We start from the raw sequence: 25844 nt of genomic DNA, 5'->3' as shown, positions 1-25844 counted from the left end.
CTTTGGTCCCATGCGCATCTCTGCTCTACTTTTTCCACTCACGCTTTCTTCTACTCTAGCGGTTGCTCAGAGTAACGACACCCTTCTGAATCAACGCATTGAGATTTGGATTAATCCTGATTCTCACGAATTTAGGGTTGAACAATCCAGTGAACTGTATCTAGAATCGGGAGCGTTAGAAGCTTATAATGATATCTCAGCTTGGTCTGACCCTCATTCTCATCTTTTTCAAGAATTACTGAATGAACAAGATGTTGATTTGAACTTTGCCGAAGATTGGGAAAAAGGAACGCTGATTGAGGATAGTGCAATTCGTCTTTCGTTTCCACAAGCTTCAAGCGTCAGATTCTCAATATCCGACAGCAAGTCTCATTTTGATGTGCCGACGAATGCTGAGCTGACCGTTGGAACGGTTACAAATTCATATCGCTTCTTCCCTCCACAACGCCAATATACAGGTGAAGGCATCGACGATCATTTCTTTGCGATGAATCGCCCCTTCTTCGCCTATTCTGTAAATAATGATCCTCAGACTAAACCGGCAAACGTGAATGGATACACCGCCGACAAACCCTATCGCTCTGAGTTAATCATTCACAATTCAGGAAACTATTCCGTTGTAACTCCAGATTATCCCGGCATTCGAACCGATGCGGAGATTGTGTCTGTTCAACGGACTTCCGAACCTTTCTTTGTACAGTCCAATCAACTATTCGACTTCACAACAACAGATGATGAATACGGAACCGTGCATTGGCTATATCACGAAAACCTCCCACCTATTTCCATGACGGAAACCGTGGGTCGCTTGGCGAAATACATCGAGAATTTATACGGTGATATTTGGCCAGAGAATATGAACGTTTGGGTAGTTGAAGACAAAGGCGCCCTCCGTTCACGACCGGGTTTATTAGTGGTTGAATACTCTGAAAATGATGCCGTTTTTGAATCGAGAGTGATTGAATCATTCATAGAAGCACTTTATAGTAGAGTGTTGTTTGTGAATGAATTAAAAGATCCTTGGCTCACTGTAGGAACCGCACATTATCACCGATATGACTTCCTAGCTACGGCCTATCCTGAAGAGAAGTTATTGGGCGAATACTCCAACTCACTCGTCGCACGATTCTTGGATGTTGAGGATCTCAAACCCACCTACTTCCATCGCTGGCTTTACCTCTACATGGCTCGCCAAGGATTGGATCAACCTCTATCCGATTCGGCACTTGCATTCGCTCCTCTAAATCGCGAAGCGGTGTTGAAGGGAAAGGCGGCGCTGCTGCTAAGCACCATTCGAGGATATGTGGGAGAGGTTGCCTTTAAAAGAGGTTTGCGTCGATTAATAGAGACGGAATCAGGAACGCCTACCGGACCTCAGGAGTTCGTGGCTCCTATTCGCTATTATTCCAACGTAGAACTCGATTGGGTTTTAGGCGATATTTACTCCACGACCAAGCTGGTGGACTACAGTCTAGATGACGTAGATCAGTGCAGCTACATGGTTACTGCTGATGTTACGAATCACGGTGAAGTGGCCATTCCATATGCCACACTAGGCTACGACAGGGATGGAAATCCCGTCTTGGAAGAATGGCACGAAGGTCACCTTGGATCTACAAGAATTCAGCTCCACACGGAATACTACAGCAAGGTGGAGCTTGATCCCAACGGGAATTTACCTGACTTTGACGAACAGGATCACATGAGGAAACCGACGGGGCTGTTTCAAGCGGTTGAACCCCTGCGACTCAATTTTTACACGGGATTGGATCAGGGCAAAAAAACGCAAATTAACTGGTTGCCATCTTTAAAATACAATGCCTACGACGGTATTCTACTGGGAATGGTTTTCTACAACAAAACCCTTCTTCCCAAGCGTTGGGAGTATCGAATTGGTCCAGAATACAGCACCAATACTGGTGAGTTAACAGGAATGGGGTCAATCAAGTACTATCATCCTTTGAACTCTGGCTGGCTGCAAGCTTTTAATGTAGGATTGTATGGTAAATACTTCCATTACGACGAAAATCTAGCCTATAGTCGAATGAGTCCAGGTATGAACCTCTACATCCGGAAGTCATCCCCCCGCAGTACCGTTCAACAGAGTATTCGATTGAGAGGCGTAGGCGTACAACGCGAATTGAAACTCGAAGACGAACTGAAACCCGTTACAGAAACCAATGCCGATTATTGGATAACCGATCTGCGCTATCGCCGAGAAGAACAAAATGTACTCGCTCCTTCTTTCTTAGAAGCAGATCTTCAAGTCTCTTCTCGATTTACCAAGGTGAGTGCTTCCTTCCGTCAGAGATTCATGCTTCCAAATCGACAGTGGTTGGGAATTCGAGTTTTTGCAGGAGCATTTGTACACAACATCCAACCAGAAGGCCAACCCTTCTTTGCCTTCGGAATGAGTGGAACACAAGATTACCTGTACGATTACAGCTTCATTGGTCGATCGGATTCATCGGGAGTATGGAGTCAACAGTTTTTCATCAGCGACGGTGGATTCAAAACCTCTACACAAGTTTATTCGGACACGTGGTTAGCCAGTATCTCCACCAATATTCCCATTTGGAAAGGAATTGGACTCTTTGGTGATCTAGGGTATGCAGGAAGACAGCAGCAATTATACTGGGATTACGGCATCCGGCTTTGCATTGTGCCTGATTTCCTTGAGTTCTACTTCCCTATTCAAAGTAATTTGACCAACCACATTTCGCAGCCGAACTACATTTCGCAGATTCGCTTCATTCTCAACCTCGATCAAGACGACATCATACAACGAGCAAGACGAGGATGGTACTGAGATTCAGAGTAGTAACAAAATGAGGAATAGCAATGCATATTCCTTACCTTTGTATTCGCTTTGCATAAACCCCAAGTTATGTCGAATACCATCGAAAAATCTACCACTGAGACCCAATACAAACAAATCGTACTCAACGATTACAAACTCGCTGTTACCAGTAGAGAAGCCAGTTTGATTGGTCGACGTGAAGTTCTAACCGGAAAAGCCAAGTTTGGTATTTTCGGTGACGGAAAAGAGCTCGCACAAATTGCATGGGCTAAAGCATTTAAGAATGGCGACTTCCGAAGCGGATACTACCGTGACCAAACCTTCATGATGGCCATTGGTCAGCTTACGGTTCAAGAATTCTTTGCAAGTCTTTACGCCACTACCGATACAGAATTGGAGCCCGCTTCAGGCGGTCGCCAAATGAATGGTCACTTTGCCACTCGAAGCTTAGACGAGAATGGCAATTGGGTAAACCTCACAGAACAAAAGAACTCCTCTGCAGATATTTCTCCTACTGCCGGACAAATGCCTCGCCTACTAGGATTGGCTCAGGCATCGAAGGTGTACAGAAACGTTGAAGCCATCGCTAATAGCGAGAAGTTTAGCAAATCGGGAAATGAAGTTGCTTGGGGGACCATTGGAAATGCTTCCACTTCAGAAGGTCTCTTCTTTGAGACCATCAATGCTGCTGGTGTGCTACAAGTTCCTATGGTCATTAGTGTTTGGGATGATGAATACGGAATTTCCGTTCACGCCAAGCACCAAACAACCAAGCAGAATATCTCAGAAATTCTCAAGGGATTCCAAACGGATGAAAACGGCCAAGGCTACGAAATTCTTCATACCAAGGGATGGGATTACGCATCTCTAGTTGAAACCTTCGAAAAAGCAGGCGCAATTGCCCGAGAAAAACATGTACCTGTATTGGTACACGTTCGTGAAATGACTCAACCACAAGGGCACTCTACTTCAGGTAGCCACGAGCGCTACAAGAGTCCAGAAAGACTACAGTGGGAAAAAGAGCACGACTGTATTGTCAAGTTCCGTCAATTCATTGAAGAGGCTGGAATTGGAACCGCCGAAGAACTAGATGCCATTGAAAAAGAAGCGAAGAAATCTGCTCGCGATCAAAAGGCGGCGGCTTGGAAAGACTTCAACGTTAGCATCAAAGCTGAAATCTCCGAGGCTGTTGCCCTTCTCGAAGGAGTGGTTTCCTTGAATGGTGAAATTCAAACGCTTATTGATAATCTCAAGGGCTTGATGGATCCATTGCACAAAGACGCAGTCAGTGCTGTTCGTCGCGCGCTTTGGATTTTGAGAGGAGAAAACAACGACGATAAAATGGCCTTGGTTCGTTGGTTGAATGGTCAAGAAGCCGTTAACCGCGATCGGTACAACACGCACCTCTACAGTGAAAGTGCACAAAGTGCATTGAATGTCACTCCTGTTGAGGCTGAATATGCTACCGATGAAGAAGTTGATGCTCGTGTCATCATGAGAGACAACTTTGATGCGATCCTCGCTAAGTACCCAGAAGTACTCATTTTTGGTGAAGACAGCGGCAAGATTGGTGATGTAAACCAAGGATTAGAAGGTCTTCAAGAGAAATACGGCGAAATTCGCGTTAGTGATACCGGAATTCGCGAAGCAACCATCTTGGGTCAGGGAATTGGAATGGCCATGAGAGGTCTTCGTCCAATTGCTGAAATTCAATACCTCGATTACCTTCTCTATGCCCTACAAATCATGAGCGATGACTTGGCTACGGTTCAATACAGAACCAAGGGTGGTCAGAAAGCGCCAGTGATTGTGAGAACACGTGGCCACCGTCTAGAAGGCATTTGGCACAGTGGCTCACCAATGGGAACCATCATTAACAGCATTCGCGGAATTCACGTTTGCGTACCACGAAACATGACCAAGGCCGCTGGTTTCTACAATACCTTGCTCGAATCTGACGAGCCTGCTTTGGTAATTGAATGTCTAAATGGATATCGTCTGAAAGAAAAGATGCCTAGCAATCTTGGAGATTTCAAAACTCCATTGGGTATTCCAGAAGTGATTCGCGAAGGTTCTGACGTTACTCTCGTTACCTATGGTTCCAACTGCAGAATCGCAATGGAAGCTGCCGAAGAGCTAGCAAAAATGGACATACAAATTGAAGTGATTGACGTTCAAACCTTGCTTCCATTTGATATCCACCACAGCATTGTAGAACGACTTGCAAAAACCAATCGACTGTTGGTGTTTGACGAAGACGTAAACGGTGGTGCAAGCGCCTTCATCTTGCAACAAATTTTGGAAACACAAGGCGGATATCGATACTTGGATTCAGCTCCTCAAACACTAACATCTAAGGATCACAGACCTGCTTACGGAACCGATGGTGATTATTTTTCAAAACCATCCGTAGACGACGTTGTAGAAGCTATCTACAATATGATGAGCGAGTTAAATCCCAATGCTTTTCCTAAAATGAAATAATGACGGAAAATTCATTCAAAATTTTGCACATCAATTTGGTGCGAATGTGATTTTTGACGTATTATTGTAGTAGAAAAATTTATTTGCGTCCTGAGAGAGAGAGCGAAGCACGCAGAGAGTGGAAAGTCCCCCGCCCGGGGGACTTTCTTATTTTATACCCTTTGGGTTTGATGGTTGTACACCAGTAATCGGGCGCAGAGCTCTAGAATCTTAAGGGCCAAGTAGCTACCTAACGCCTACTACTCTTATAGTGCTTATACCCCCCGTACATTATTCCTGCTCCCAAGATTAATTCTAAGAAACCGAGAGGTGCCGGTGTGGAAGGATTACCGGGTTGTGCGTATCCGATCATATAGGTAATACATACCAATAAGATAGTCAGCGTGAGCTTAGTGCTTAATGAAACTTTCATAGTTCGAGGTGTTTGATTTGGATTGGCGAACCGAATTCTGGTACCACGCGAATAAGATGTGCTCCGCGAGACACTTGAGGCAAAGCAATTTGGCTTCTCCCAATAGAAATATCATGACTTTCAGAATATAGAATTCTGCCACTCATATCTACCACCTGAACCATAGAAGCACCGCAGTTTGCCTTAGAATCCATCAAGAGATGATCTCCACTAATCCAAGCTGTAAGTCGATTTTTCACTCTTTCTTCATCAATGCCAATAGAACCTCTTCCTAGGTGAATGGCAAAACGAGTTCCTCCCCAAGTAGCGTCATGGGTAAAGCGATAATTCCCGTTCTCTAGGTCGTGGAAAATCCCATTCTTTTCATCTTCAAGCAAAATTGTCATGGCGGCGTTGAAATCACTCGGATCCAGTTCGATAAAATACTCAGCCCCATCCACTGCATTGGTAAACTCCATAGGCACTGTATACGTTGAATCCAGCGGCATGGTGCTAATGGACAGCAGAACCCCATCGGTACTCACCAAGCTCATGTTCGGAACTTCAAATCCCGGTGTCCTATCATAAGCATCCTCACTCCCTATTCTATCGTAGCTTGCATTTTCATCAATGGCAAGAAGTACTTGATCCCACGATGAGTCTGCAACAGCAAATGTGTTGAGTCGAACTAATGATTCATATTTCTTCGTTTTGAGATATCCACTTCCTGAATTGGTCAGGGTTCTATTGGATAGAGAAATGGTCAGGTTCTCATTGCTTGCATCTGTGAGTTCCAACTTCACCCAAAATGCCTGAAATGGATTGATGTATTGAGTTGCTGTAGCTCCCGCCAATAGAGAATTAGAGTGACTTACAGTACTTAATTCCCCACTGGGTAGAAAGGCGATGTATTGATTATTGGCAGCATCCCAAACATGCACGCCTGTATAGGTCAAATTCGTGTTAGCCGCCATTACGGACTCCAAATCAATCCAACATGGAAATGGATTATAAACGAGGTTCCAACCTTCATCTGTGGCTATGATAGGAGTTGACACCACTGGATCTAAGAAATTGTACAGCGTAAAAGAACGTGAATCAACATTATCGGGCACACTCGCACTAATACTCACCACTCCTCCATTAGTAAAGGGATAGTTGGCATCCCCCGTATAAATATTATACGCTGATGCACTGCTGTATGCAGCGGTACTCGAAAGGTCACCAATATCGGTCCAGCCATAGGCCTTTCCTGGGTTCAAAGCATCTTCGTCTGCGTCGTAGTAATAAATATTCCGTTGACCTGCAGTTATATTTGGATTGAAATCAGTGCCACTTAAAATGGACAGTGTTGTACCTGCTTCAAAGGGAAATCCGATTTGGCGCCAATGACCATTGCCGTCGTTCGTCAGGTCTATTTCCCAATTGGGAGCATTTCCTGTCGTACTAATCTTTGCTCCCGTCAGACCTGGATAAAAACTTGAACCGTATTCAAAGGTCAACGTCCCCGTATTGTTGAAATTGATATTGTTCGAACCTGAGATGGTAATGAGTCCACCTGATCGCACGGTCACCGTTCCCGCATTATTGAGATGTTGAGATCCATTGCCTTCCAAGTACAACACAGCTCCATCGCCGATAATGATATTTGCTGTCGCTGCAATATCCACATCATTTGCCCCGCTCGCTGTGAGCGCAAGAATTCCATCTGACATGTTTAGGCTGCCATCCAAAGAAGTTGAACCATTCGACGAACTGATTTCAAGAGTGACTGCTGGGTTGAAGATGAACACGTTTCCCTGTATATCTAGCGAACCATTGATAAGAATACTAGCGCTTAAGAAAAATCCTCCATTGAGAGTCACGTCACTATTAATGGTCACCAAGCCCGCACCAGTACTGGCCGAGATTGTAGCCCCGGTTACATCTGAATATGAACTAAACACTGCAGGTGAACAGCCTGTTTGCGGTGCAAAAGAGCAACCTGAAGCATTTAATGTTAAACTTCCATAGGTGACCGAACCTGATGTAATGTTGTAATTCACATCATCACCTCCAGTAATGAGCACTGAATTGCCAGAACCGGGATATCCCACTCCAGCTCCTCCGGAAACATTCCCCCACGTTGCAGGATTGTCCCAATTTCCGGTTCCGCCTCCAAGATCACTGGTAAAATCTTGGCCGAATAATAAGGCTGACGAAAACACACAGATCGCAGTAATTGATTTTCTCATTTCAGGTCTACTTGAGTGGTTAGTACTTATTCAATTTAGTGAAAAATAATGGTAGATGGTTTAGGATGAGGGGGTTGAGGGGTTTGAGGCGTTTGAGGGGTTTGAGGCGTTTGAGGGGTTTGAGAGGTTTCAGGGGTTGGATAGAGCCGTGAGGCCAAAAGCGAGAGCTAACAGCCGAAACCTCTACACTATCCCCTATCTTCGCGTCATGCGAATGTTTCCGAATACTGTAGCCGGTGTAATCGAAGCTCTAGAGACGAGTTTTGGCAAAGGCATCTACGCCGATAAGGTGGTTGAGCGAATCTTGAGAAGTAACAAAAAGTGGGGTTCTAGAGACCGTTCATTTGTTGCTGAACACACCTATGAAATTGTGCGCAACTGGCGATTCTTATGGTGGTTGTTAGACATGGAGCCATCCACCAAGAGAAAGTCGCTCTGGAAGCTAGTCGGTGTATACTTCCTTTGGAAGGGAATTGATTTACCAGATTGGCCAAAGTTTGATTCCATTCGAGATTTCGACCTCCCAAGTAGATTGGCTGAGCTCCCAAAAAACATTGGCATTGAAGAGAGTTTTCCCGAGTGGTTCAATGAGCGCGCTGAAAATGAACTCGGCGGTAATTGGGCTGCGATAGCCCATAACCTCAACGTTCCTGCCTATGTTATTCTCCGCGTTAACACCCTAAAATCTCATCGAGCTGATGTGATGGAGGAACTGCGAGAAGCTGGACACACCGTGACCGAATTGCCGGATAGCGAAATTGGAATCATCTTAGAAGGGAGACCTCGGCTGAATCACTTACCTGCTTTTCAAGAAGGACGAATTGAAGTTCAAGACGGTGGTTCGCAACAAATTGCTCCGTTTACAGGTGTAACTGCTGGACAAAAAGTAATCGATGCTTGTGCAGGTGCTGGCGGTAAAACGCTTCACCTTGCTGAAATGATGAAGAATAGAGGTAGCATTGTCTCTATGGACATCGAAGAACGGAAGCTAGGAGAATTAGAGAAACGCGCCCAACGCAGTGGTATCAATATCGTAAAAACGCATCCCATCGATAGCCGCACTACGATTTCTAAATACGAACATTGGGCAGACACCCTCTTGCTAGACGTCCCATGTTCTGGAACGGGGGTCATCAAGCGAGATCCCGATACAAAGTGGAAGCTTCAACCTGAACATTTAGAACGAACACTAGAAATACAGGCGGATATCCTAGAGAGGTATTCCAATATGCTTCGCCCAGGAGGAACCCTGGTATATGCCACTTGCTCCATTTTTAAATCGGAAAACGAAGATCAAGTCCGTAATTTTCTAGAGAATCATCCTGAGTATACTCTAGAACAGGAGGAGCGCGTAAATCCATGTGAGTATGGCGATGGATTCTACATGGCTCGTCTTATCAAAAATGACTAATCCCATCTCCCATGGCTTTTGAGCGCATCACAGAGAAGTCATCTCTCTACAACAATCTCGAACAGCAAAGTACTGAACAACTCCTAACGTGGATCAATCGCGAGGATCACAAGGTTCCTGCGGCTATCGAACCCATTATTCCCATCATTGCAGAATTAGTGGATAAGATTGCCGAACGAATGAAAATGGGTGGGCGATTGTTCTACATCGGCGCGGGTACGAGCGGAAGGCTTGGTGTAGTAGATGCCAGCGAATGTCCCCCAACTTTTGGCGTCCCTCATGGATGGGTAATTGGACTCATTGCCGGTGGAGATCGCGCCATGCGAAAGGCGGTTGAATTTGCAGAAGATGACACCGAGCAAGCATGGAAAGACATGACGGAGCACGCCATTGGCACCAACGATACCGTCATTGGAATTGCTGCAAGTGGCACCACACCTTATGTAATTGGCGGACTCAATGAGGCTAGAAAAAATGGACTCCTCACCGCGTGTATCACTTGCAACCCTGATGCTCCCGTTACTACCGCCGCTGAAATACCGCTCGTTGCCGTTACTGGACCAGAATTTGTTACGGGCTCCACTCGCATGAAGGCTGGTACCGCCCAGAAATTGATATTAAATATGATTTCTACCGGCGTGATGATTCGCTTGGGTCGTGTGCTAGGAAACAGAATGGTGGATATGCACCTCAGTAACAACAAGCTAGTAGATCGAGGAACACGAATGATTATGGACAGTACTGAGCTTCCCTATGAAGAAGCCAATGCGCTATTGGTTCAACACGGAAGCGTGCGCAAGGCCATAGAGGCTCATGAAGGCAAATAAAAGCTGAACGTTGAACCTTTCCCCTCTTCTGAGACCACCATTAATTCTGATCCGTGGGCTTGGACGAACTCTTTCACGAGGATAAGTCCCAATCCACTTCCAGGTTCATCTTCGGTGCCATTGCTTCTCTGAGGTGGCTCCATGTGTTTTAGTCGCTCTAATTGATCGACGGACATCCCAATACCAGAATCTTCTACCGAAAAGAAAAAACCCGAACCCGTTTTTTCAACCTTTATGACAATCTCCCCTCCTCGCTCTGTATACTTCAGTGCATTTGTAGTGAGATTCAGCAGAATACTCTTCAACATGTGAATATCTGCTTTAATAGATGTACCACTAGGAATATCAGTGATCAAGTTGACTTCTTTCTGAAGACAGGAGAGTTCCAAGAGATCAGAAACTTCGTCGATGATGGCATCTAATGAAACCTCTTCTGGAGAAAACGTAAGACTTCCTTGTTGACTTCTACTCCAATCCAAGACATTGATGAGGAGATCATGAACGCGATTTGAACTTACTTGAATCATGTTCAGCATTTCAAGTACATCGTCCATTTTGCCTTCCTTAGCGCTGTGCAATGCCAGATCACTCAGTCCAATTACCGCGGCAATTGGGTTCTTTAAATCATGACTTAAGATAGAGAAGAATTTATCTTTCAACTCGTTAAGCGCTAGCATGCGCTGTTCGTTCTCTTTGGCTTGTTGTATATTCTGAACGATGGAAATATAGTTGACTGGTTCGTCTTTTCCATCTTCATAAATCGCACTTACAATGGCATCAGTCCAAGTCGTATGACCATCCTGATGAATGTAGCGCTTCTCGATTCTATAGTGGGATCTGCGATTCTGGAGCAGATCATCAAAAAGCTCCTTTTCCCTAATCCGGTCTTCAGCGACCGTCACCTCTGGTAAGGAAACTCTACGCGCCTCCCTCTCTGACTCAAATCCGACCATTTCACAAAAAGCACTGTTGGCCGCAATAATTCTTCCTTGAGAATTGGCTAATACCACCCCAGCTTGAGCGCGATAGAAGATCGATCTCAATCGCTCCTCGCTTCGAATCAAGCGGTGTTCGATTAGCTTCTCTTCATTGATACTGACAATGACAGAAATGTAGTGCGTGATGACATTATTGGGGTCGGTTATAGGAGAAACAACGGCTTTGAGCCACTTGTCTCCACCTTCTCTTCTACGGAATCGGAAAACATCTTCAATATGACTACTTCCCTCTGCTCGTCGTTCCGCAAAAAGACGTTTCACATTTTGCCAATCGTCTGGATGTAAGAGCTCAGATGGATTTTGTAAGAGTACCTCTTGCGCCGTCGAATACCCCAGGAGATTCGCTGCACTTTCGTTGGCATACACTAAATTCTTGGAAGCATCCGCGATCAATACTCCTACCGAGAACCCATCGTACCTGCTCCAATCAAAGTTCGGCTGACAACGAAGATCGATATCGATAAAGACCGAAGCATCCGCTTTGAACTCTACTCGTGCTGAAAGACAACGTTCGTTTCTCCCAGTAAACTGTAACCATTCTGTAGCCCTCGACTTTCGAACTCGGTAAACAGCTGAAATCAAAGATGTTGGCAATTCGCCTAGGTCCAGAGCATCGCCCTCGGGAAGTGGCAGAATATTCTGACCACCGGGGAAAACCTCAACGTTGTTATCTTTAGTCACTCGAACCCATACAGAATTACGGTCCGCCCAATAGTGCGAAAACCAATCTGTATTTGTCTTAATTTTTGATTTCAAAGTGACTCGATTTTTTAGAAAGCCGACCGAAAATACGAGGATAAATCCTTTTAACCTAAGCGTTAAGCATGAACTATAACAGTTTTTCTGAAAGTACTCCAAAGAACAGCCTCAAAATGTACGGCTTGAAGCCCATAAAACTTGTAAGCTTTGCCCTACTATCACTGGTGCTATTTTCATGTTCCGACCGCGCTCCTTTTGGTGATACGAATTACAGTTTTCGCGCAATGGATGCCCCCGATGAATCGAACATTTGGATTGCTGCACAGCACGGCTTCTGGGCACACTCCTCCAATTCTGGTGAAACTTGGGATACCGGACATATTGCGGGATTTGATGGCGAAATAAGAGATATCGAAGCTTGGGATGAGAACACAGCCATCGCAATGGGAATTGAAAGTCCAGGAATACTGTGGAAAACGACAAACGGTGGTAAATCCTGGGTGGAAGTTTACCAATTGGATCATCCTTCTACTTTTTTTGACAACATGGATTTCAACTCCTCCGGCTCTGGTATTGTTATCGGCGATCCAATAGATGGAAAATGGACCATCCTTGGTACCCATGACTACGGAGAGAATTGGACGCGCTGGAGTCCTCAAACTTCCTATTCTGCTCACCCCAACGAAGTCGCTTTTGCTGCATCTGGTTCTGGATTGATCTGTGAAGATTCTCGAATTACATTCTTTACGGGAGGCGGTGCTAATGGCATGAGAAGCACAGACTCTCGTCTAAACCGCACCTTCCAAACGGATACCAGTAACACCTTTGGCATTTACTCTGCTACCCTCAACCACAAAGGCGACATTTTATTTGTTGGGGGCGATTACAGATTTCCTGATGCTACCCACGGAAATGGAGGGGTTTTGCGATTGGTTGATGGCCAGTACAACTTTGTTGAGTTTACCGATCCTCCTCGTGGATACCGAAGCTGCATCATACAACTCAGCGACCAATCTTTCGTATGCTGTGGGCCCAATGGTGTAGACTATTCTGCCAATGGTTTGATGTGGACTTCTCTCACCAAGGAAGGCTTTCACGTTCTAGCATCTCCCCCAAACAAAAGAGAACTATGGGCCGCAGGTAGCAATGGTAGAGTGGTTAATCTTACAGAGCTGTTACCGTAGAAGGCGTCAGTCACCCATCACCCGTCATCCATCATCCATCATCCATCATCCATCATCAGACATCAGACATCAGACACCCATCCCACGCCACAACATCAAAAAAAGAACGGCCATCTCTGACCGTTCTCCCCCAAAAACCATCGCAGAGATTAGCGTGCGAACGCGCCTACTACGAGGTAAGTTGAAATGTCTGTAGTGCTGATACTTTGTGTTGGATCGTGCACTACAAAAAAGGCTTCATAATTTGCCGTGATGTCTTCGTATGACATGTTAGCCGTTTGAGACAACGTGATGGTTCCTCCGTTTCCTGTTCCCATTTGAACAAATACATTTGAATTCGGAGTCTCGTTGTACGGCGTTCCATTTGGCGTATTGGCTGGATCTGCCGCATCGTGTGCATGTACCATGTACATTTCACCGTCCATTGTGTTCATCAAGGTCACTGTGATCTTAGACGAATTGTCATCAATCTCTTCTACCTCCATCTTTGCGCTAAAGTTGTTGGCGTGAGACCCACTATATGCATCACTGAATGCATAGTTGTACGTCATGGATTGCTTTGGATCCTCCTTCATGTCGTCATCCTTAGAACAAGATGCCATTCCTAGTGAAATAGCGAGTGCTAAAGTCAATTTAGCAGTTGTAGATGCAAAAGCGTTAAAATACTTCATCATTGTTTTTTTAATGGGTTATGATTCATCTACGCCACTACTCCACACCTTGGATTTCCTCTAGCCCAACTTTTTTTCAATCAATGTTGTAACATGCTGATTTAGTGAGTTATAAAAGTTGACATAAATCATGTTTTAAGGTGATGAGGGTCACGATATCCCCCAATAGTAAGGTGTACTTTCACTATGAAAATTAACGCGCCATGAAAAAGACAGTAGTAATCGGAGGCAATTTTGCCGGCTTCACCGCCGCGTTAGAGGTAAAGCGCCGCGGTGGAGATGAATATGAGGTTTTGGTAATTGACAAGAGCCCCGTATTCCTATTTATTCCAAGTTTAATCTGGGTGCCTTTCCGTAGAAGAGAAATGAAAGACATCACTATCCGCAAGGATGTCATCTTCAAGAAAAAAGGAGTCGACTTCATGCTTGCGGAGGCTTTACAAGTAGACCCTGACCACAACATGGTTAGAACCGACAAAGGAGATGTCCACTATGACGAACTTGTCATTGCCACAGGACCTAAAGTTAAATACGACGTAGCTCCAGGCGTTGCGGAATACGCCACATATATAGGCACTCCAAAAGGAGCGATGGATATTCGCAAAAGACTTGAAGAGTTTGAAGTGAACCCTGGCCCCGTAGTCATTGGTGCTACCCAAAGCGCTGGCTGTATGGGTGCTGCCTATGAGTTCCTCTTCAACTTTGAAAAGTGGCTTCGCGATAAAAAAATTCGCAAAAAGGTGGATCTCCACTGGATTACTCCAGAACCGTACGTAGGTCACTTTGGAATTGATGGAATGGTCGGTGCTGAAACCATGCTCAAAACCTTCATGAACATGTTTAACATCCACTTCCACACTGAAGTTGGTGTCGAAAAGATGGATGCCCATACCATTACATTGACCAATGGTGAAGAACTTCCACATGCATTCACGATGTTGATGCCGCCATTTATTGGAGTGGACTTCGTCACAAAGAGTCCACAATTGGGAGCAACAGCTGCAGGTTATATTCCAGTGGGTGAAGACTACCGTCACCCGGTATATCCCAATGTTTGGGCAGCCGGAATTGCAGTAGATGTTAAACTTCCCTTCACCCCGGGTAAAGTTCCTTTTGGTAGCCCTAAAACAGGCTACCCAAGCGATGAAACAGGAAAAATTGTAGCCAAGAATATCATCAAGGTTCACAAAGGAGATAAAAACCTAATCAAAAAAGCATGGGGCGCTATCCCTGGACTCTGTGTCATGGATGCTGGTAAAAAAGAGGTATTGATTATCAGTAATCACCTTTTCAAACCTAGAAGCTTTGCGGTCATGATACCGAACGTGCTTTACGACTTTAACAAAGTCTTGTTTGAGAAATACTTCCTCTGGAAGACACGCCACGGTTATAGCTTCTTACCGTAGACGTGCAAACGTGCAGAGCACGGCGCGTGTGGCATGGAGATGCCACGCAGAAAGGTTCCGCCTCCCGGCGGGACCTTTTTTTGTCTTCGGTCGTCTGGAGCCTCGGACTATTGACTTAGCTTCTAAAAAAACCAACCAATTCCTTACCTTCACATAAATACCTTACTATGTCAGAAGCAAATCCACATCCAGAAAGAGACACTTGGGAATTTTACAAAGACGAAGCCGATCTGTGGCGATGGAGAAGAACCGCTGTGAACGGACGCATTGTTGGAGCGAGTTCTCAGGGATATCACAACCGACAAGATTGTGTTGACAATGCGGAGAGAAACGGTTGGGAATAATACGGAGCTAACTTTAACCCATAGGTAAGCCTCGCCTATTCTCAAAGCAAACAGACCCATGCGCCTTTCCCTTTATGCTTTACTCTTCTTGTTACTCACCGGGTGCGGCCTTTTTAGAAGTGCCAGTATCCGAAGGGACATCTACCGCGCTAAGTTGGTCAATGCCCCTGTTAACGACACTCTACATGTAGAAAACAAGATGGGGTTGATGATGGTCTACGTTAAGGTCAACAATCATCCGAGACCACTTGAATTCATTTTTGACACTGGAGCAAACCTCACTGTTTTGAATTCAAATACAGCAAAGGAATTGGGCTTGTCATCGGATAAAACCATGAAATTGGGAGATTCTCAAGGATCGTCTTACGAAGTGTCGGTGATCAATCTAGATACCCTACAATTGGGAAATGGAGTTTATACGGATGTTCTTGCCGCCATTATTCCTTTCCCTGAGAACAGCATGATACCCTGCATGGCTCGTGATGGCATTTTGGGATATCATGTGATTCGGAACGCGCAATGGGCATACCACCCTGGTGACACTATTTTAGTAGGATCCATAAGCGATTTACGAGGAAACCGCACCTATGAAAATGTAGAAATGACAGGTAGAAAAGCACCTGTGCTCTCTCTTGATTACAATGGAGTGAGATACGGTGGTGTACTCTTCGACTCTGGCTCCACTGGAGGACTTGACTTGAAGAAATCCGCCATGAATCCGCACATGAATTCTAAGCGCTTCGTGACCCAAATAGACGGCACCACACAGGGTGTTTATGGAAATGTGCTGGACACTGTTTACCGGGTTTATAACGACACAGTCCAAGTTGCTGGCATCCCCCTGCTCTCCAATGTTGATTTCAGTGATAAAGTAGAGCGCAAAATTGGAATGAGCGCCTTTGGAAATAGGCACTTTATTATTGATGGTCAGAATGAACGACTCTATCTTGGGGAAGCTGAGAGTGACGCTGTCCTCAGCCGTTCATATGGATTCGTGCCTGGTTTGAGAGATTCTACATTATATGTTGCCAATCTGAATCTTCAATCCCAAGCCCATCAAGATGGAGCTGAAATGGAAAAAATCATTTATTCGATAAATGGTCGCACAGCAAAGGACCTATTGAATACGGATTGTGGATACTTGAAGATGATACTATTCTTCTCAAGGAATGAAGAGAACCTCACCATTCAGTATAGTGATGGAAGCGTATTCACCTATCAAAAACACGTTCCCAGAGGGGAGCTTTTGAATGAGAATTAAGAGGGCTGGATGCTTGACAGCTCAAAACAGAATCGCGTTCCCCCTGAAATGGGAGTAGTGACATAAACGGGAATCTCTAGTTTGGATGATAGCGTTTTAGTGATTCTCAATCCTAAACCCGACCCCATTTCACCAGATGTCCCTGAGCTAGAGGGGATTGCTTGATCTGAGTAAAAAGCTTCCGGAGATAGTCCCTTCCCTTCGTCTTCAATAAACAGAAGAACATGATTGTCCCTTCGCTTGGTGTAAACCTCTACAGCACCGCCCTTCGGACTAAATTTTATCGCGTTGTGGACCACGTTTCTAAAAATCACTTCCATCGCATTTCTGTGATTCTCAAGGTAGATACCCGGTGTGATATTGAAATTCAATTGAACCTTTTTCTGTTTGGCAAGAGGATAAAACATGGATCTAATCTGACGGAATACATCTTCCAAATAGAAGTGATCTTTCACAACCACATCTGCCCCCAATTCATTCCTCGACCAATACAGTAGGTTTTCAACCAGGAACATAGTGCTTCGCGTCATATCCAAGAGCTCCTTGGACAACTCCACTACCTCTTCCTTGTTTAATCTGTCGTTGCTGATCAACTCCATCGCTCCTTCAATACTCGCCATAGGACTACGGATATCATGCGCAAGCACAGAAAAGAGTCGGTCTTTCTCCGCATTGCTCTTCTCCAATGATTGAGTAAGAGTTGTATTCTGCAAACTTTTCTCCTGTAGGGATTCTAAAGATCTTTGGTATCCATTGATCGTGCGCGAATACAGGACAAAAACGATGGTTAAACTAATGCCGCTAGTAAAAAAGAAGTCGATGTATTCATTTTCTACACTTGAATACACCTCTTGATCTACGGGGGTAGCATAATCGTAATAAAACATGCCGGCGAGCAAGATCAAATGTCCTGCATAAACCCAAATCTGATACTTTTCATGCACCAAACCTATAACCGCCACAAAGGAAACGAGGGCAAGTACATAAGCAGGTCCATTAATCCCCCCTTTTGCGATAAATGAATAGATCACACCTACTACTGAACTAAAGACGACAATCATCAATCCCAAATTGGTGAGACCGAAGAATCGCGAAATTGTCCAAGCCAGTATGAGCATAACCATCACGAGGCCATCTACAATGGCGATCTCATACAGCTCTATCCATATTAACAAGGGTAAAAAAAGGATTAATAGTCCAGCCACGGAGAGAACCGTAGCATTAAAGACAATTCCCCGCGTTGGCAGACCATCATCCACTCCCAATAGATGTGTCCACAGTTTTTTCATAGGTAGTAGGTCAATTTAAGGAAAAAGATGGAAGGGTTGGGGGTTTTGGGTGGGTAGAAGTTTTAGGCGTTTTAGGGGTTTAAGGGGTTTTAGAGGTTTACGGGGTTTAAGGGGTTTAAGGCGTAGGTGGTTACTACCACAGGCCATACTACCCTGAACTACCGTGCGAATCCTTTCGCGTGGCCCCTGACCATTCTCTTGCGTGCTTTTCACAATAGGGCTCAAATGGAGTGTGCTTCACTAATTCCAACGAAAACAGCTAGTGACTACTAAGTTTTGCACTAATGGATTCGTGCGGAAGGGTTGGAAATGAGGTTGAGAGGTTTGAGAGTTTGAGGTTTGAGGTTTGAGGTTTGAGGTTTAAGGAGTTTGCGGGGTTTGCGGGGTTTTAGACGTAGATGGACCTCAAGCCTGCTGCCCAGAACTACCGCGCGAATCCTTTCGCGTGGTCCCTCGCTATTCTCTTTGCTTGCTTTTCACAACAGGGCTCAAATAAAGTGTGCTTTCCTAATTCCGACAATGACTACTCCATTCACATCGTCATTGCACTACCTTAGACCACGTCCCTTTAATCTCGCTTAAAGCAAAAGCGGATTGTAAACGAGCGATATAAGGAACACTAGTTAATTTCTCGGTTACGAAGCGCTGGTAATGGGAAATATCGCTGACCAATATTTTAAGGAGATAATCGAAAGATCCTGCAATATGGTGACACTCTACAACGTCATCTAACTCTAGGATCTTGGCTTCAAACGCCTTTAAATGCTCAGCTTCATGAGTTTTCAATGTCACTTCGCAAAAGGCAGTAAGTGTTCTTCCCAATTTCACACCATCTATAATGGCGGTATATCCTCTAATTACTCCAGTCTTTTCTAACTTTTTGATTCTCTCATAGATAGGTGTCGGAGAGCGGTTAAGCTCCGACGCTAACTGAGCTACGGTCATCTTGGCGTCCTTTTTCAATAAGGCAATCAACTTGAGATCTATGGAATCCATGGCAGTGAAATATTCTAAATACGTAGCAAAACTAGCCATTTATAGATGAATCTTCTACCCAATTAAAATTCATCCAGAAATATATACCAATACCTTTGCTATACACAGGATAAATTTAAACTCTACCCCATGAGTAAGCGTTTCCCAGAGAGTGAAATGATGTCGTACGGTTACGATCCCATGTTATCAGAAGGATCAGTTAAGCCTCCCATCTTTCAAACCACAACCTTTGTTTTCAAGACAGCCGAAGAAGGAAAGCGTTTCTTCGAAGTAGCCTATGGTCTTCGTGAAAAAGATCCAGCTGAATCAACAGGTTTGATTTACAGTCGATTGAATAACCCTAACTTGGAAATTCTCGAAGATCGTCTTACCCTTTGGGAAAACGCAGAAGCAGGTGCCGTATTCGAATCTGGTATGGCTGCTATTTCTACTACACTTTTGGAATTGCTACCTCCTCACAGTGTACTTATCCATAGTGCACCGCTTTATGGAGGAACCGACCACTTCATTCACCACGTACTTCCAAAGTACGGTATCGATTCATTGGGTATGGATCCAGGAGAGAGTCACGAAGAGGTCATTGCCCGAATTGAAGCCAAAGGCTGGTCAGATCGCGTTGCAGCGGTTTACATCGAAACCCCAGCTAATCCAACTACAGAGCTAATCTGTATCAAAAATTCAAAGCGCGTAGCAAAGCACTTTGAAACCGGTGAAAAGAAGGTTCCACTGATTGTGGACAACACGTACATGGGACCTGTATTCTGCAAGCCGAGTGAGTTTGGAGCCGACCTTGTTCTGTATTCTGCTACCAAGTACATCGGTGGGCACAGCGATGTTGTTGCTGGTGCTGCGGTAGGTTCAGCCGAATTGATTACACGCATCAAAACTTTGAGAACATTCTTGGGCAATATGGGGTCTCCATTCAACAGCTGGTTGCTGATGAGAAGTTTAGAAACACTTTCTATCCGAATGGAACGTCAAGCTCAAACGGCCGAAATCGTTGCCGATTGGTTGAAAGAGCATCCAAAGGTAGAAGTTGTTCATTACCTCAAGTACGCTAGCGAGCGCAACGAGCGCGAAGGTAAAATCCGTGAGGAGCAGTTTACGAGCAATGGTGCCATGATGGCCTTCAACATCAAAGGTGGTGAAGCTCAAGCATTCAAATTTTTGAATGGTTTGAAAATGGTGAAACTCGCCGTATCACTAGGCTCAACGGAGTCGCTTGCGGAACATCCTGCTACGATGACGCACGCCGATGTAGCCCAAGAAGACAAAGAGAAATACGGAATTGCCGCTAACCTTGTTCGACTCAGTGTTGGTTTGGAACACCCCGATGATTTGATCGAGGATGTTCGTAACGCTTTGGAACAGGTCTAATCCATAAAAACGGGATCAAGTGTTACATCAACTTTCACTTGATCCCATTTTAAGCTCATGTTCGAACTCGATAAGTCAATCGCGAACGTGTCTTGTATTCCGTACGTAGTTTGAGGTCGTGATATCACCGTCAGCATATCAAACTGAGCGTCTCTCGATGCTTTTCCATTCATATCTACTCCCCAGCCACTGTTTTTCGTATTGAAAATCACAATCCATTCATTGGGATTTGGGATGGTCCACAAGGAGTACTTTCCCGCTGGTAACCGCTTTCCATTCACCAGTAGATCTATATTGGATTCAAACGTGGTCACCTCATTGGCACCAGTTCTCCAAGTTTCCCCGTACGGAACAAGTGATCCAAAAATTTGACGGCCTTTCTTAGAAGGTCGAGAATAGTGAACCTCCATTCTCACACCATCTTCTTCATACAACTCCACCGCCTCTGGAGAAGCCTGCTTTGTTTGGTATCTCAGGTAGTAAAAGAAACCTGTTACAAGAATCAGTACCGAGAATAAAACAAGAAGTATACGTCTGAATGCTTTTTTCATAACTGGAGAATTGATTCTACCAAGGTAACAATTCATTTATTCTATAATCTCCCCATTTTTCTTAGGCTTCACATATATTTTGGTCTATTTTCATATTCTCAAGTAGACTCACCCATCCATGACGAAGCAATTTCTAAAGCTCTTTATCCCAATTGCTGTTTTGGCCTTGACCATTACATCGACCATTTATAGGATGCACTATACTCGGTTGAAAAGTGAAGTTGCGATAGAAAGTCAGCACAATGCAGAATCCATTTTGGATGATGTGATCCTCCGTTTCATCTCTATAGGCAGAGGATTGAACGGAATTGCTTCCACTACTTCATTGGATTCTACATACAGTCTAGAAGATCTATCGAGCAATTTAAAGGGATATATCTACAGTCGACATGAACTCACACAAGTTCGGTTCATCGATACAACGGGTATGGAGGTGATTCGCTTCAATCGAAAGAACAATATCATTACGCGAACTCCAGACTCTCTACTTCAGAACAAATCAAAAAGAGCGTATTTCAGAGATCACATCAATGACGAACCAAACACTTTGGGATTTACTCCATTGGATCTCAATATGGAAAATGGTCAATATGAATACCCATATGTGATCGTTATTCGTTGGTCATTTCCTCTTTTTGCTAGCGATGGAACCCGAATGGGAATGCTCGTTGCTAATATTGACGCAAGAGAATTGTTTGACGACGACAGCTTCCTAAATGTTCGAAATGACGGGGCGCTTATGTTTGCGACTCAAGAAGGTGCTGTTTACTACAACGATCACATCTATTTCCAAGAATCCGCCGACTCTCTCTTTAGCGCCATAGGCTTTGAAGGCTGGGAGGTAGAAAATGGATTCTCCAATGACAAGTCCATCTTTTTCAGAGACTTGCGTCCATCTTTACAGCAGATGATGGAGGATAATTTGAATACGGATGAAGTTCGAATCAAGGCTTCATCCAACAATCCTACAATGGTGCTCTACCGTCTTCCCTATGATAGCTACATCAAAAGGGTACATGTGAACCTACCCTATATCTTTATCATTCAATCCTTCTTCGTTACACTCATTGCGTTTTTCTGTTACCGTTGGGCGCGATTTAGAAAGTTGGAGCAATACAGCTTTAGCGAAGTGGTGAAGGCAAACCGAGCGTTGAATACATCGGAAGCTGCGTTGAAAGCCACTAAGAAAGAACTCGAAATTCTCGTAAGAAATCAGCGGAAAGAACTGACAAAGAACGCACAACTCCTCTCTACTCTCTTTGATTCAAGTATTCATTACGCCGGAGTGATGGACACCGATGGAAGACTCATAGACGTGAATCGAAGAACTTTAGAGACACTTGGAATTGATAAGAAATACGTTGAAGGAAAGTTCGTTTGGGATTTCCCAGTGTTTGGTGATCAAGAGCAGGTACGAAAAAATCTAACCCAAGCCATTGCCGTAGTTTTAAATGATGAAGTGGTTCATTATGAAACTACAATGATCGATAAGCAAGGTAAAAAGCGCCGTATTGCCTTTAGCCTTACACCACTTAAGAATGAAGCCGGAGAAATCACCAATTTGATTCCTGAAGGTGTTGATATTACAGAGCTTCATGAGAAGGATCGTCAGCTTCACGCACTGATCGATCAAATGGAAACACGCAACAAGCAGTTAAAGGAGTTCAGTCATATCATTTCACATAATGTGAGAAGTCCAATTGGTAACCTAGGACTTTTACTCTCCATATACGACGATGCTGAAGACAATGAAGAGCGTGCTGAAATCGTTGCTAAACTGAAAGAAGTAAACCACAGTTTACAGAACCTACTGGAAGAACTCTTAGAAACGGTAAAGATTCTAGACAATGCGGAGATCAAAACCCAAATTGTTGACATAGAGCCTGCCATTGAACAAGCCCAAAAGTTATTGGCGCGTCAAATTGAAGAAACCAATGCCCAGATTCATGTCGATCTGAGCGCTGTTAAGAAAGTGTATTTCCCAAAGGTCTACTTGAATAGTCTCTTGTTGAACCTGATGAGCAATGCCATTAAATACCGATCCGAAGAAAGACAGCTCGAGTTGAATATATCAACACGAGTGAATGAAGCAGGACGAACTGAACTCATCTTCTCAGACAATGGTTCGGGTATAGATATGAATAAGAACGCCCACAAAGTTTTTGGACTGTACAAAACCTTTCACCGCAGCAAGCCAGGCAAGGGTCTGGGTCTATTCATGACCAAAACTCAAATTGAATCGTGCGGAGGTCAGATTAAAGTAACGAGCAAATTAGATGTAGGTACCACCTTCACTATCATCTTCCCATCTTCAGAAAAACGATAACCAGCCATACAAAACACCCTGCATTATGTTACATGAAGGAAGTAAAGAGATTATTTGCATCATAGACGATGATGAAGTTTACCAATACACCGCTACAAAATCGATTAAGAGTAGCTCTGTAGTTAAGCGTGTATTGGTTTTCGGAGACGGTGAAGAGGCTTTTAATTATCTCAACGAAAACCTAGGTGTACGAGAAAAACTACCCGACATCATCTTTTTGGATATCAACATGCCTTATATGGATGGTTGGGAGTTTATGGAGCAGTTTGTTAAAATCAAACCCAAACTTAGCAAGCCAATCACGGTATACATGATCAGTTCTTCCGTTGTTCCAGATGATATCGAAAAGGCAAACTCCATTTCAGACATCTCTGATTACATCATTAAACCGATCACTCAGCAAATGTTCCGAGAAATACTCGATACTAAGTCTTAGTTCTAGAGAATACTTTCTCGTGTTCTTCACGCCACAGTGTTCCTTTACGTCTTGCTGTTTTTCGCAAATAGGACTTGATCAACCAATATGCTGTTGTGAGCACGGCCAAGAGTAGTAAACTCCACGCATTGGTATGGTTAGCAGGGATAATAACGTAGTAGGTCAGTAAATTGATGAGCAATTGAAGTCCGGCATATAGCGAACTTACCGCCAAATGTGGCCAGCCGACTTCATTTACCAACATGTGAAATAGGAAAGTTCTGTGAGGCTTTAGCGGATTAAAACCATGGAATACACGGTGTAAAACCGAATAACCTGCATCTACCGCATACACACTCAAGAAAAGTAAATATTGCCACTGTCCCGTATACAGAATAAGCGCTCCCATGGCAAATGCCGTTGAATACGCCATGGTGATAGAGCCGATATCTCCCGCAAATACAAGCGCTCTCCTTCTGAAGTTATAGATGCCGAACACAATCACAGAGAGCAATAGAAAAATCAGCAAGCGCATCTCAATGAAGCGCATTTCATAGTTGATTAACACCAAGGTTGCCAAATTCAAGCTCGCATTAATAGCCGTGATGCCGTTAATGCCATCCATGAAATTGAAAGCATTTACCCACCCAACTCCAACAACAAACATCAGGAGCAAAATGGGCCAACCGAGATTAGCTACATGAAGATCGAGCAACATCAAACCAACAGCTGCGATTTGAACCATCAATCGATAAACGGCTTTCACGTTCATCACATCATCCCAAAAACTCACCACAGACAGCATGAAGACACCTGCGAAGAAATAGGGATGTAATGGACCGTGAATGGCAAAGAAAAGCAGCACTACAATGGGAAATAGAATTCCCCCTCCCCGCAATACGGTGTGTTGATGATTGCTGCGATACCCAGGTTCGTCCGTAATGTCAAAGCGCTTTGCGATGTACATGTACAATTGCATCACACCAACTAGAATGATGAAAATAGCGGGATATATGAGGTATTCTAACTTCATTTGTTCCCCGATATTTCAGCATACAATGCACTTTGGGCATCCCAAATCACTTCAGAAGCAAAATGTTGTTCAACGCGCTTCCGACCAAACTCTCCGTGTTGCTCACACAAATCTGGGCGAGATAGATAATGATTGATAGAGGTTGCCAATAATTCTGAGTCTTTGGGGCGTATTTTCAATCCAGCGGAACTGTTTCCCAAGGTATCTCGCAAGCCTGGAATATCGGCAATAACTACTGGACGTTTCATGGCCATGGCTTGTAGGACTACGTTGCCAAACCCTTCGCGGTAACTGTATTGAATAACAACTGTGCTGGCCGCTATTACAGGTTGAATGGGATTCACTTGACCCAATAAATGAATGCGCGAATTCTCAACCATTGCCTTTACAATAGAAGGATCCAAAGGATCGCCTTCCTCTGCTGGTCCTGCAACTAGCCAATGTAGTTCTGCGTACTCACCCGCCAAGCGCTTATAAGCCCGGTAGACCTCGGTGAGTCCCTTATCTTTCGTCACCCTACCAATGGTAGTCATGACCAAAGCATTGGGAGAAATCCCAAGCTCAGATCTCAGGTCATTCCCCTTTTGAACCCACTCATCTGTGAGTTTATAGAGTTCCGTATTAATTCCATTGCTGCTACCCGCACCAAAAACAACGGCTTTTTGAGGATCTAACATGCCTATTTCCACGGCATGATCGCGCAGAGAAGGACTAATCACAATCACCTTTTCAGCCATCGAGCAAGCTAGCTTCTCCGTTCGGAATACGATCGCTCGTTTAAGGCCAGTCAAGGTGTCACTTCGAATTCCTCTCAATGTGAAGATCATTGGGAGTTTAGGTAGGAAAATTTTTGCCAATGCAAAGAGAAATCCTGTTTTAGGGCTTCCTACATTGATGACGTCTGGCTTTTCCTTCTTCAGAATTCGAATGAGTTGGAATAAGGATCTGATGTCTTCAAATGGGGCAATATCTCGATTCAATTGAATGGGAATAACTCTTCCCCCCTCTTCTTTGGCCAAATCATCCACCAATTTTCCCGGAGTAGACATGATACTCACATCGTGACCTTTCTCCGAGAAATACCGAACGGCACCCTTTAAGTGAAATGCAGAAAAGGCGTTGTTAATGACCAACATCAATTTCATAC

19 protein-coding genes are annotated in these 25844 nt (G+C 44.3%); 11 read left to right on the top strand and 8 right to left on the bottom strand.

Annotation, left to right across the window (positions count from 1 at the left end; all coding sequences use genetic code 11):
* Nucleotides 1-10 precede the first annotated feature (10 nt).
* Together F8C82_RS04345 and F8C82_RS04340 are read left to right on the top strand one after the other, a co-directional pair.
* On the top strand, nt 11-2809 hold the full coding sequence (locus F8C82_RS04345) for a hypothetical protein (protein WP_151692328.1): 2799 nt from the start codon (nt 11-13) through the stop codon (nt 2807-2809).
* Between the two features lie 78 nt (nt 2810-2887).
* Nucleotides 2888-5284: an alpha-ketoacid dehydrogenase subunit alpha/beta gene (locus tag F8C82_RS04340; RefSeq protein ID WP_151692327.1), complete on the top strand. Its 2397-nt coding sequence runs from the start codon at nt 2888-2890 to the stop codon at nt 5282-5284.
* 408 nt (nt 5285-5692) lie between these two features.
* On the opposite strand, the gene F8C82_RS04335 is transcribed toward F8C82_RS04340, so the two are convergent.
* The gene (locus F8C82_RS04335) at nt 5693-7909 is read right to left on the bottom strand and encodes a hypothetical protein (RefSeq protein WP_151692326.1); all 2217 of its coding nucleotides are present in this window, start codon (nt 7907-7909) and stop codon (nt 5693-5695) included.
* A gap of 208 nt (nt 7910-8117) precedes the next feature.
* Here F8C82_RS04335 and F8C82_RS04330 point away from each other — a divergent pair, with 208 nt between their 5' ends.
* The gene (locus tag F8C82_RS04330; RefSeq protein ID WP_151692325.1) at nt 8118-9320 is read left to right on the top strand and encodes an RsmB/NOP family class I SAM-dependent RNA methyltransferase; all 1203 of its coding nucleotides are present in this window, start codon (nt 8118-8120) and stop codon (nt 9318-9320) included.
* An 11-nt stretch (nt 9321-9331) separates the two neighbouring features.
* Entirely contained in the window at nt 9332-10147 is an 816-nt protein-coding gene (murQ, locus tag F8C82_RS04325; protein ID WP_151692324.1) for an N-acetylmuramic acid 6-phosphate etherase, read from the top strand.
* Here the strand turns inward: murQ and F8C82_RS04320 are convergent.
* Complete coding sequence (locus F8C82_RS04320; protein ID WP_170266151.1) at nt 10132-11901, bottom strand: PAS domain-containing sensor histidine kinase; 1770 nt, start codon at nt 11899-11901, stop codon at nt 10132-10134. The two genes, murQ and F8C82_RS04320, sit on opposite strands and share 16 nt — an antisense overlap.
* Before the next feature lie 68 nt (nt 11902-11969).
* Between F8C82_RS04320 and F8C82_RS04315 the strand changes: the two genes are divergently transcribed.
* Nucleotides 11970-13028: a WD40/YVTN/BNR-like repeat-containing protein gene (locus tag F8C82_RS04315; RefSeq protein WP_151692322.1), complete on the top strand. Its 1059-nt coding sequence runs from the start codon at nt 11970-11972 to the stop codon at nt 13026-13028.
* Nucleotides 13029-13177: 149 nt separating this feature from the next.
* Here the strand turns inward: F8C82_RS04315 and F8C82_RS04310 are convergent, their stop codons facing one another.
* Nucleotides 13178-13699: a hypothetical protein gene (locus F8C82_RS04310; RefSeq protein WP_170266150.1), complete on the bottom strand. Its 522-nt coding sequence runs from the start codon at nt 13697-13699 to the stop codon at nt 13178-13180.
* A gap of 203 nt (nt 13700-13902) precedes the next feature.
* Here F8C82_RS04310 and F8C82_RS04305 point away from each other — a divergent pair, with 203 nt between their 5' ends.
* From F8C82_RS04305 to F8C82_RS04295, 3 genes are all read left to right on the top strand, one after another.
* Nucleotides 13903-15105, top strand: a complete 1203-nt coding sequence (locus F8C82_RS04305) for an NAD(P)/FAD-dependent oxidoreductase (protein WP_151692320.1) — start codon at nt 13903-13905, stop codon at nt 15103-15105.
* A 167-nt stretch (nt 15106-15272) separates the two neighbouring features.
* Complete coding sequence (locus tag F8C82_RS04300; RefSeq protein WP_151692319.1) at nt 15273-15449, top strand: DUF1508 domain-containing protein; 177 nt, start codon at nt 15273-15275, stop codon at nt 15447-15449.
* Between the two features lie 58 nt (nt 15450-15507).
* Nucleotides 15508-16710, top strand: coding sequence for a retropepsin-like aspartic protease (locus F8C82_RS04295; protein WP_151692318.1), 1203 nt, complete (start codon nt 15508-15510; stop codon nt 16708-16710).
* Here F8C82_RS04295 and F8C82_RS04290 read toward each other — a convergent pair.
* Together F8C82_RS04290 and F8C82_RS04285 are read right to left on the bottom strand one after the other, a co-directional pair.
* Nucleotides 16707-17999: a sensor histidine kinase gene (locus tag F8C82_RS04290; RefSeq protein ID WP_151692317.1), complete on the bottom strand. Its 1293-nt coding sequence runs from the start codon at nt 17997-17999 to the stop codon at nt 16707-16709. The genes F8C82_RS04295 and F8C82_RS04290 overlap by 4 nt on opposite strands.
* A gap of 540 nt (nt 18000-18539) precedes the next feature.
* Nucleotides 18540-19034: an Lrp/AsnC family transcriptional regulator gene (locus tag F8C82_RS04285; RefSeq protein WP_223279438.1), complete on the bottom strand. Its 495-nt coding sequence runs from the start codon at nt 19032-19034 to the stop codon at nt 18540-18542.
* Nucleotides 19035-19124: 90 nt separating this feature from the next.
* Here F8C82_RS04285 and F8C82_RS04280 point away from each other — a divergent pair, with 90 nt between their 5' ends.
* Nucleotides 19125-20372 (top strand): cystathionine gamma-synthase family protein, encoded by a 1248-nt coding sequence (locus F8C82_RS04280; protein WP_151692316.1) that lies wholly within the window; start codon nt 19125-19127, stop codon nt 20370-20372.
* Here F8C82_RS04280 and F8C82_RS04275 read toward each other — a convergent pair.
* The gene (locus F8C82_RS04275; protein WP_151692315.1) at nt 20369-20923 is read right to left on the bottom strand and encodes a DUF2911 domain-containing protein; all 555 of its coding nucleotides are present in this window, start codon (nt 20921-20923) and stop codon (nt 20369-20371) included. The genes F8C82_RS04280 and F8C82_RS04275 overlap by 4 nt on opposite strands.
* Nucleotides 20924-21041: 118 nt before the next feature.
* Here F8C82_RS04275 and F8C82_RS04270 point away from each other — a divergent pair, with 118 nt between their 5' ends.
* Together F8C82_RS04270 and F8C82_RS04265 are read left to right on the top strand one after the other, a co-directional pair.
* Nucleotides 21042-23249 carry an ATP-binding protein gene (locus F8C82_RS04270; protein ID WP_151692314.1) on the top strand — a complete coding sequence of 736 codons (2208 nt, stop codon included), beginning with the start codon at nt 21042-21044 and terminating at the stop codon, nt 23247-23249.
* 25 nt (nt 23250-23274) lie between these two features.
* Nucleotides 23275-23685: a response regulator gene (locus tag F8C82_RS04265; protein WP_151692313.1), complete on the top strand. Its 411-nt coding sequence runs from the start codon at nt 23275-23277 to the stop codon at nt 23683-23685.
* On the opposite strand, the gene F8C82_RS04260 is transcribed toward F8C82_RS04265, so the two are convergent.
* Nucleotides 23675-24697, bottom strand: a complete 1023-nt coding sequence (locus F8C82_RS04260; protein ID WP_151692312.1) for an MraY family glycosyltransferase — start codon at nt 24695-24697, stop codon at nt 23675-23677. The two genes, F8C82_RS04265 and F8C82_RS04260, sit on opposite strands and share 11 nt — an antisense overlap.
* A complete protein-coding gene (locus F8C82_RS04255) occupies nt 24694-25842 on the bottom strand; it encodes a glycosyltransferase family 4 protein (RefSeq protein WP_151692311.1) in 1149 nt (382 codons plus the stop codon). The genes F8C82_RS04260 and F8C82_RS04255 overlap by 4 nt, the downstream gene beginning before the upstream one ends.
* Nucleotides 25843-25844: the final 2 nt, after the last annotated feature.

The organism is Phaeocystidibacter marisrubri, assembly GCF_008933165.1.
GTDB classification, from domain to species: Bacteria; Bacteroidota; Bacteroidia; order Flavobacteriales; family Schleiferiaceae; genus Phaeocystidibacter; species Phaeocystidibacter marisrubri.
This window is presented reverse-complemented; position numbering and strand designations above follow the sequence as displayed.